Genomic DNA, 8860 nt, shown 5'->3' with positions numbered 1-8860 from the left:
AATCTTTCAGATGATCCTGCCGAAAAGAGAGATGTATCTGATAAACATGCTGAAGTAATGAGTCGACTTAAAAAGCAACTTGCCAAAATCATAGAGCAGGGAAGCAGCCGTCCCGGTTCACACTCTACAACACAAAGGTAATCACTATTCAGGCCGAACAACTATGAGTTGTAACAGACTATCTGATGCACCCTTAAAAAAACGATGGTTTCATTTGCGAGTTGAGTTCATTCCAACGTGCTTGTAGCTCATTTAGCTTTTCTTTCTGCTCAGTGGCAAGATTTCGTTCCTCCGCGAGATCATTGGCGATATTAAAAAGCTCCCATCTGGAATTTTTTCGATTTCTTCGCATATTGACAATCTTCCAGTCACCACTTCGCAGTGCAGCTTTGTTACCTTGTCGCCAGAAAAACTCCTCATGAGGGGATCCTGTTTTCTCATTGAGCAAGTAGGGCATCAGATTACAACCATCAATATTTTCAGGTAAGGCTGCACCCGCAAGAACTGCTGAAGTACTGAAGAGATCCATGCTACTCACGGGGCGATGGAATGTCTGATTTGGCTTCAATGTGTCAGTCCAACGCATCATGAATGGTATCCGTAATCCGCCTTCGTACATCGTTCCTTTGCCACCACGGAGGGGGAGGTTGCTGGATGTCAGTTCGCGAGTGGGGCCCCCATTGTCACTGAGAAAAATGACAAGTGTTTTTTTATCAAGTTTTGCATCGTTGACTTGCGTCAAGATTTTACCGACACTTTCATCCATTGATGCCAGCATAGCGGCAAAAATCCGACGATGGATATCCTTGATATATTTGAATCGCTGCATGTCTTTGTGCTTGCCCTGCAGCGGACTGTGAACTGCATTGTAAGCAAGGTAAAGAAAGAATGGCTTATCACTATGGCGATCGATAAAGCTGACAGCCTCGCGAGTGAAGGCGTCGGTCAAGTATTCTGTTTCGACGACTGGTTGTCCGCCACGAATGATGGGGTTGTTCGCGTCATAATCTGGTTCGTTGTGCCCCAGATGCGTTGAATAAATCAGATTCTTACTTATCCAACGTCCCTTGCCACCGCCGGGAATTGTCTTGCGCCTCAGCATTGTGGTGACACCTTGGTAAGGTGGTGGGACGAAGTAATGGCCTTCATGTACAAAACCGAAAAATTCATCAAAGCCGTGTCGGAATGGATGATAATCAGCAGATCCACCCAGATGCCACTTTCCAATCAGCCCTGTTGTATAGCCTTGATCGTGTAGCAATTCCGCGATGGTCTTTTCATTTGAAGGAAGACCTGTTCCCGGATCTTCATTTCGCGCACCAATCGGGTTGAATTCATATCCGAAGCGAGTGGGGATTTTGCCCGTCAACAGACCTGCACGGGAGGGGCTGCAATTCGGTGCGGTCACGTATGCTTGAGTAAAGCGGAATCCCTCATTTGCAATTGAATCGATATGAGGTGTTGGGATTTCTGGGTTCCCCTGACATCCCAACTCGCCATAACCAAGATCGTCTGCCAGTAATATGATGATGTTAGGCTGGTCAGCCGCTTGTACGAGATCAGTAAATAAAATAGAAAAGAAAAAGAGTGAGAGTAATTTGATCGAATACATGATTCATCCTGACTCAATTATATTATGTAGTGAAATCATCGAATGCGTCACTTTAGTGATCATAATGATTGGGAACGCTTTGTTGGTGTGATAAGACTATTACAGAGTGATTGTAATCTTTACTGGGAATACAATCCATAAAACTCAACAATATCCGCATGGGTTTCCGCTGTCGATCGTAGTACACAGTACTCGATCTTCCGAAGTCATTATTGCTCACAACAGTGGCTGGATGGACCATGCAATCAAGCGTATAATTGTATCCAGTGTAAGCATTGAAATCGTATCAACGCAATCTTACTCTATTCCGAGCCAGGCTACTTTTCAAAAGTAGTGGCTCGCTTCAATAATTCTTTTCATGCTTGGATTTGATAAATGCCTATTTTGGGAGCACATCAGTCGATCGCTGGTGGATATTATAAAGCCGTGAATACCGCAGCCCAATTCGAAATGGATTGTGTGCAGATTTTTACCAAGAACAATAATCAATGGCGGGCAAAACCATTGACGGAGAAAGATGTTAGCCTGTTTAAGGAACGACTGGCTGCAACGGGGGTTGGGCATCCCTGTTCTCATATGAGCTACCTGATCAACCTGGCGAGCCCCAAAGATGAGTTGTGGGACAAATCGATTGCCTCAGTGGTAATCGAGTTAGAAAGGGCTGAAGCATTGGGACTGGAGGGAGCTGTGATGCATCCCGGCAGTTTTGTCACTTCAAGTGAACAGGAAGGGTTGGATCGAATTGTAGCTGCCATCGATCTGATTCATCAGCAGACTGAGGATTTCGCCACACAAATCTGGCTAGAAACGACGGCGGGGCAGGGATCGAATCTGGGTTTTCGTTTTGAGCAACTGGCATATCTTCTGGAACAGGTCAAAGAAGGACAGCGGTTAGGGATTTGTGTTGACACCTGTCACATTTTTGCTGCCGGTTATCCTTTAATCAAAAAGTCAGAATATGCATCAACGATGGCGGAATTAGACAACGTAATTGGCTTCGAAAAGGTGCGCGCATTTCATATCAACGATAGTAAATGTGAGTTTGGTAGTCGCAAAGATCGGCATGAAAATATTGGTCGAGGGTGCTTGGGTTTGGAGCCGTTTCGGCATCTTCTGAATGATCAGACGTTTCAGGATCGGCCAATGTATCTGGAAACACCGAAAGATGAAGAAGATGGTGTTCCGCTGGATCAAATCAACATGGAAACCTTACGTAAGCTCTATCAGGGCTGATATTTTCCTAAAGACTACTAAAATCCTCAATACCCTCTCATGCTATCAAAATAGCCTCGTCGATATATGACAACAGGCAAGTGGTCGAGCGTGGTTGCGCCGGATTAATTTGCTCTTTAAAACCTCAACCACCCATTGAGGTTACTTCCCGCGACCCAGACAGAGAACAGGATTTGTGGTTGTGAAGATCGGTCTGTTAAAACGAAACCTGATAACGGTTTATTCGTTAGTAGTGATTCTCACTTGTTTGCTTGTAGGGTGTCTACGTCAACCAGGAGAAGTCATTTCTCAATCCGATAAAAATTCAAAAGATGCTCTGCTCGCTTCCAAAACCAGTTCCAGCTTTAACTATTTTGATTCGAAAAAGAAATATTCTTCAACTCAATCTGCCTTAAATGGTAAAGTTGATGAATTTTCCCCATTCATCGAGCAAGTCGGGTATCAGGAAGAAAAACCAGGACGCGTCAAAATTTCAGGTGATTCGGTTTCAAAATTTGAGAACTCTGTAGAGAACATGCATAAAGCTCCTCGGAAAACACTCAAAAAACGACCCGAGAGCTGGCGTTCTAAATCATTGATAGAATCAGCAAAGAGGTATCAGTCGAAAGTTGCAAAATCATATCATCAGAAATCAGATCGAATCAAAGTCGCATCCAGTTCGATGGCCCAGGAAATTTCTAACGGTATACAACAGATTGCAAAAACAGTTTCGTCTCATCCTAAACAGAGTCAAATTGAAAACAAAAACTCAGATGCCAAATCTTCCGTGGCAGATCAGTTTCGAACTCAAGAGTTAAGCCGCTACTATGATCAGGCAGCCCATCAAGATGCACATTCGCAAATTTCACAACTTGGGAAAGACCTGAAACGTGATCTGGAACAGGCAAAGCCAAAAGTAGAAGATGTGGATCATGACATGCGACGATTGCAAATTAATACCATTATGGAGCGTGCTAGGCAGGAATCAGTACGAAAAAACTATCAGTATGCTCTCTTTTTAGCAGAGCAGGCCATGGAGTCGAGTTACCGCGGACATGTTGCTTTTGGACCTGAAGAGGAATCTCCCCAAAAATTAATGCAACACATCAAGAGCATCGCCTCTGGTCGCCGGGATACAGATGTGAAGCCAGTTGAACACACAAAATCCAAAGTCCAATCCAATGGCGGTCAATCTGTAAAAAACTTTCATTTTTCACCTTCAACCGTTCATCCATTAAAAAAACGTCCGGTGGCAAAACCCAAAAAAAGAACTCCGCTACCTGGAAACGCAACCGCACCGAATCAAGAACTGCCGATAATCACTCCCCGTAACTTGGGAATACAGAGGCAGAAAAATTCAGTTCCGCCAGGTCGTTCTACGACTCAGAAACCGCATGATCGTTCCCATGGAATTTCACTGGAACCCCCTGCATTCGATCTGCAGCCTGAAGAACAAATGGAATTTCCTGTTCCTGATAAAACACAGCCGCAGAAATCAAAATCTGTCCGGAATCCGGATCTCGAATCGAATCTGGAAACCATTCCCGATGAGCCTCCAGCCAGAATCAAGATCAGTGGTCCTGAACCGATTCGGCAGGAATCAGAAAAAGAGGATAAGAAGTCGACATCACCCGGTCCCAAATTGATGCTTCCTAAACTACCATCCGTGCCTCAGGATCTTACATCTCAAGCTGGACAGAATCAGGTACATCAAAATATGATGCTCAATCAATCCGGAAAGCATCAGAAGACTCAGACGGCTCCTGTGAAATATCGATCAAAAATACAGGAAGGTGCGAAGAATGAACAATCTACTCTCGTAGATCAAAAACTTGCGGGAGAGAAAGAAAACGGACAAGCAATTAAATCAACTTTGACGTTAGATGAAATTGAATGGGATCTGGAGGAGAAGCGGCATCCACAACCAAAGAGCAGTTGGTGGGGTATGTCTATAGTCTTGTTAATGGTGGGCGGGGTGATCATTCTGCTGCTGCTAACGATCATTGTCATTCTGATTAGACGCAGCAATTCACCCTCCTGAATTAGCAGTTCAGTATGAACCAGGTGGATCTGTCTGATTAATTTTCCGGTTTGGTGACAAATTCTCCACCGCTGATGAACATTCCGTTCTCACACGGCGTGCACCACATGATGTTCACACGGTATTCAAACTCACGTGTTTCACTGGCGAGTTTTATAATGACCTCACCGGGATTCAACATGCCTTTGTGCAGTAATCCTAGTCCCTGACGGCTAATTTCCCGTGTCATGGCAGAAATGGTATTGCCACGAGATGTTTTCACTTCTGCGGGAACCGATAACTCAAGTCGGTCCACATTTCTCAGATTGACAGTGTCATTGTTACCAAAACTTTCCAATACGTGTTTAAGGTCATCCATTGATGGACGACTCCACGGGGTCTCTTCCATTGAATTTACTCCTGATCGGGCTGTCGTTACGGTAAGGATTTTCGGTTTCTCATTCAAACCTGATACTGAAATATAGGATATAAAAATATTCCCGGATTCACTTTACTTTCAGATTTCAGATTGTGAGGTGTTTTTTGTCTGTGAACATTTCGATATTTAATAAGCCAGGCTTTCTTGGCACTGATACATGTTAAACGCTAACAATTATAACGTCCGACCAAGCAAAAGAATCTTATGAGTTGCTACGAGTTGTAACGATTATTCACCCCTTGATGGCGCGTATTGTATCAATCATTCCAAAGACTCCAGCAAATTCTGCTATAACGTTTGCTGTTTATTAAATCCTCATGACGTCATGCACAAAACTGGTTCGATATGAGTTTGGGATGATCTCAATGATCATAGTCCAAGATTGTTCAATCAGACCAACCTTTCATTTTCGCAACTAGATTTGGATTCTCTCTCTAGATTTCTTTAAAGAGAGAAATTGAACAGGCACTAGCAAGAGAAAGCAGATTGATCTAACAACTCTTATGATGATCTCTTCTTTTTACAAAAAATATAGCAAGCAACTAATCTGGGGTGTCTTTTGTACGCTACCAATTCTGACATTTCTGGCAGAGTTGCTGCCCTCAAATAATGACATTGAAACCTGGCTGCCAAGTGATTCTGATGTCCGAATCGTATACGATCGGTTTAAAGCAGAATTCGGAGCAGAAGAAGTCATATTGGTCGCACTGCAGGATGGGCTCAATCAACCCTTGCTGGTCGAATCGACCGCTGGCCGGATTGAAACATTACCAACGGTCCGTCAGTGTTGGACTCCACAACGGCTCAAAAATATTCTAAATGAACTCAAAGTCGAACCAGAGCAAATTGAGTATCGTTTGAATGGCCTGCTGATGAATTCTGAAAAGAATGTCGCGGGCATTCTTGTATTACTTTCCGATGAGGGAATTAAAAATCGTGCGGGAACGGTCGAGGGGATTCGTGAGAAGCTTGAATATAACCAGCTGATAGGAAAAGAAGTTCAATTGGCAGGAGCTCCCGTTGTTGTTGCCGAACTGGATCGTCTGGGAAGTCAGAAAAACAATAAAAAATTCTTTATCATCACCCTGCTGATCAGTCTGGTATTATTATACTACTCGTTCAGGGAATGGAAGAAAACTCTTGCCACTCTTGGTCTAACCATTTGGGCCATCAATCTGACAACGGCGTTGATCTATCTGGGGGGAGGTGAAATGAATTTCATCTTGGGTGCCCTATCAGTGATGGTGATGGTTTTTACCCTGGCGATTTCCATTCACGTACACCACTATGTTGCCAGTTGTATTGACGAAGAAGATCCCTTGATTGCCGCTTTGCGGATTGCCTGGAAGCCCTGCTGTCTGGCAACACTGACGACGACGATTGGTCTGTTTTCCCTCACAGTCAGCGAAATTGGGCCGGTTATTCAATTTGGTTATGCAGCCTCGATTGGAACTTTTGTTTCCTTGATCACGGGGCTAGGGCTTACACCAGCAGTCTTAACTCTCTGGCCCATTGATCCAAAAACAGTGCATGCGGGAGAACAGCGTTGGGACTTTCGGCGGTGTGCCAACTGGCTCATTGATCACTCTGGTCGAGTTTCAATTGCGACTATCGTTCTTGTGATGATAACCGGTATCGGACTCTTTAGTCTCAAAACAAAAATCGATCCACTCGATTTTCTACCGTCAGATGGAAGAGTCATACAGGATGTTCGCTCAGTTCAGAATAACTTGACCGAATTGGACTCAGTTGAAGCCATCATTGATTTTGGTGACGAAGAGATTCCTTTTATTAAAAAAATCGATCGAGTACGCCAACTGGAAAATACGATCAAACAGCATCCAGCGGTTAGACATACGATGTCTCTGGCCAGTTTTTTTCCAAAACAGTTTCCAGATAGTCCTTTTGAGACTGCCCGTTTATTGTCACATGCACAATCTTCACATGGGAAGAATGATTTTGTTTCCGATGGCGATCGTTTGTGGAGAATTTCAGCAAGAATTCACAGCAACGCAGATATGCCTCAGGATTTAATCTACGATGAGTTGACTGCATTGATTGATGATCCCAATATCATTCTGACAGGTGTCGCTCCGTTATTGAGACGGGCCCAAAGCCAGATATTTATTGGATTTTGGGAAAGCTTTTCGATGGCTTTTCTCATCATTACCGTAATCATGATTATTTCATTGCGATCCATCAAAGCTGGTTTGGTCGCAATGGTTCCCAATCTGACTCCCATTTGCATCGTATTCGGCATCCTCGGTTGGTTTCAAATTCCAATTGATATTGGAATCATGATGACGGCCAGTATTGCATTGGGCATTGCCGTCGATGGGACATTTCACTTCCTTGTTCGTTATCAGAGTCAATTTCGACTGACCCGTGATTCTGCCAAGTCGTCTCGAGATTCTCTATTGATGACAGGCGAACCGATTTTTACAGCGGCTGTCATTACCGGTGTGGGTATGATTGCTCTTACTTTGAGTAATTTTGTTCCAACAGCCCGATTTGGATATATGATGGCTTCTCTGCTAGCGGCGGCCTTGATTGGCGACCTGGTTTTACTCCCTTGTTTACTAGCACTCCGTCCTAAGAAATCTATCGAAGACGAAACTACTGATCGCAATGACAGCAGCGATTTGCCCGAGAGGCAACTTCCTGGTGCTCCTCATTTCCTCAAACAGAATCAAAGAGGAACAAAAGACCAAACAGAGAAAGCAGTTGCATAGAATCAGTCCCGAAATATTGGCAATTGCTCTGCTAAAGTCTCCGCTTTTCAGCACCCCTTGATTGATATATGAAGCCAGTTCATTATCATGGATTTCTCCTTGGTTCAGTCGGGTTCCCACTTCTAATGAGTTGTAGATGCCCTCTTTCTTGATCTTCTACAATAGCAGAAATATCTGGCGGAAACAGGTGGATTAGCAATTTCAGATCTCGATTTACCTTCACATTATTTTTTAAAAAACACAGCGGAAATCAAAAATGGGATATCATCTGATAACAGGTGCCACAGGATTATTGGGAAGATATTTAATCAGGGATTTAGCTTCGGCAGGTGTCCCTTTAGCAGTACTTGTTCGTCCCACGAGACGCATGACGGTTGATCAACGCATTGACATGATCATGGGGTTCTGGGATGACCAGATGGGACGTGAATTAACCCGGCCTGTCATTCTTGAAGGAAATATCAATGAAGACAATCTGGGCCTAAGTCAGGAGCAGTTAGAATGGGCAACACAAAATGTGGACCATATGATTCATTCCGCAGCCAGTCTTTCCTTTTATAGCACCAGCCAGGAGAGCGAACCTTGGAGATCAAATGTAGGCGGTGTGAAAAAGGTTCTCGATTTTTGTAAAACAGCAGGGATCAAAAACTTTAATCATGTATCGACTGCTTATGTATGCGGTTTGCGTACAGGAAGAATCATGGAGTCGGATGTTGACGAAGGCCAGGAATCCGGAAACGATTATGAACGCAGTAAACTTGAGGCAGAGTTACTGGTTCGGAATTCAGATCAATTTGACTCATTAACTGTTTTTAGACCTGCCATTATTATTGGGGATTCGAAAA

The 8860-nt window shown here is 43.9% G+C and carries 6 protein-coding genes; 4 read left to right on the top strand and 2 right to left on the bottom strand.

The window, feature by feature from the left end:
• Positions 1 to 193: 193 nt before the first annotated feature.
• Entirely contained in the window at positions 194 to 1612 is a 1419-nt protein-coding gene (locus Q0668_RS08320; protein WP_298862706.1) for a sulfatase, read from the bottom strand.
• A 375-nt stretch (positions 1613 to 1987) separates the two neighbouring features.
• On the opposite strand from Q0668_RS08320, the gene Q0668_RS08315 reads away from it, so the two are divergent.
• Both Q0668_RS08315 and Q0668_RS08310 read left to right on the top strand, forming a co-directional pair.
• Complete coding sequence (locus Q0668_RS08315; protein ID WP_298862703.1) at positions 1988 to 2845, top strand: deoxyribonuclease IV; 858 nt, start codon at positions 1988 to 1990, stop codon at positions 2843 to 2845.
• Positions 2846 to 3026: 181 nt separating this feature from the next.
• Positions 3027 to 4865 carry a hypothetical protein gene (locus Q0668_RS08310; protein ID WP_298862700.1) on the top strand — a complete coding sequence of 613 codons (1839 nt, stop codon included), beginning with the start codon at positions 3027 to 3029 and terminating at the stop codon, positions 4863 to 4865.
• A 37-nt stretch (positions 4866 to 4902) separates the two neighbouring features.
• On the opposite strand, the gene Q0668_RS08305 is transcribed toward Q0668_RS08310, so the two are convergent.
• Positions 4903 to 5253, bottom strand: coding sequence for a PilZ domain-containing protein (locus Q0668_RS08305; RefSeq protein ID WP_298862684.1), 351 nt, complete (start codon positions 5251 to 5253; stop codon positions 4903 to 4905).
• 533 nt (positions 5254 to 5786) lie between these two features.
• Here Q0668_RS08305 and Q0668_RS08300 point away from each other — a divergent pair.
• Both Q0668_RS08300 and Q0668_RS08295 read left to right on the top strand, forming a co-directional pair.
• On the top strand, positions 5787 to 8015 hold the full coding sequence (locus Q0668_RS08300; RefSeq protein WP_298862681.1) for an MMPL family transporter: 2229 nt from the start codon (positions 5787 to 5789) through the stop codon (positions 8013 to 8015).
• A 256-nt stretch (positions 8016 to 8271) separates the two neighbouring features.
• Positions 8272 to 8860: SDR family oxidoreductase (locus tag Q0668_RS08295; protein WP_298862677.1), on the top strand; the 589-nt coding region annotated here is incomplete at its 3' end.

This window comes from uncultured Gimesia sp. (assembly GCF_937910335.1).
Lineage (GTDB): Bacteria > Planctomycetota > Planctomycetia > Planctomycetales > Planctomycetaceae > Gimesia.
The sequence above is the reverse complement of the archived record's forward strand: the minus strand, read 5'-3'. Positions and strand labels throughout refer to the sequence as shown.

What these genes read in the sequence shown, in the direction of transcription:
- Q0668_RS08320 (WP_298862706.1), bottom strand. Translation starts at nt 1,612, where the DNA reads ATGTATTCGATCAAATTACTCTCACTCTTTTTCTTTTCTATTTTATTT.
- Q0668_RS08315 (WP_298862703.1), top strand. Translation starts at nt 1,988, where the DNA reads ATGCCTATTTTGGGAGCACATCAGTCGATCGCTGGTGGATATTATAAA.
- Q0668_RS08305 (WP_298862684.1), bottom strand. Translation starts at nt 5,253, where the DNA reads ATGGAAGAGACCCCGTGGAGTCGTCCATCAATGGATGACCTTAAACAC.
- Q0668_RS08300 (WP_298862681.1), top strand. Translation starts at nt 5,787, where the DNA reads ATGATGATCTCTTCTTTTTACAAAAAATATAGCAAGCAACTAATCTGG.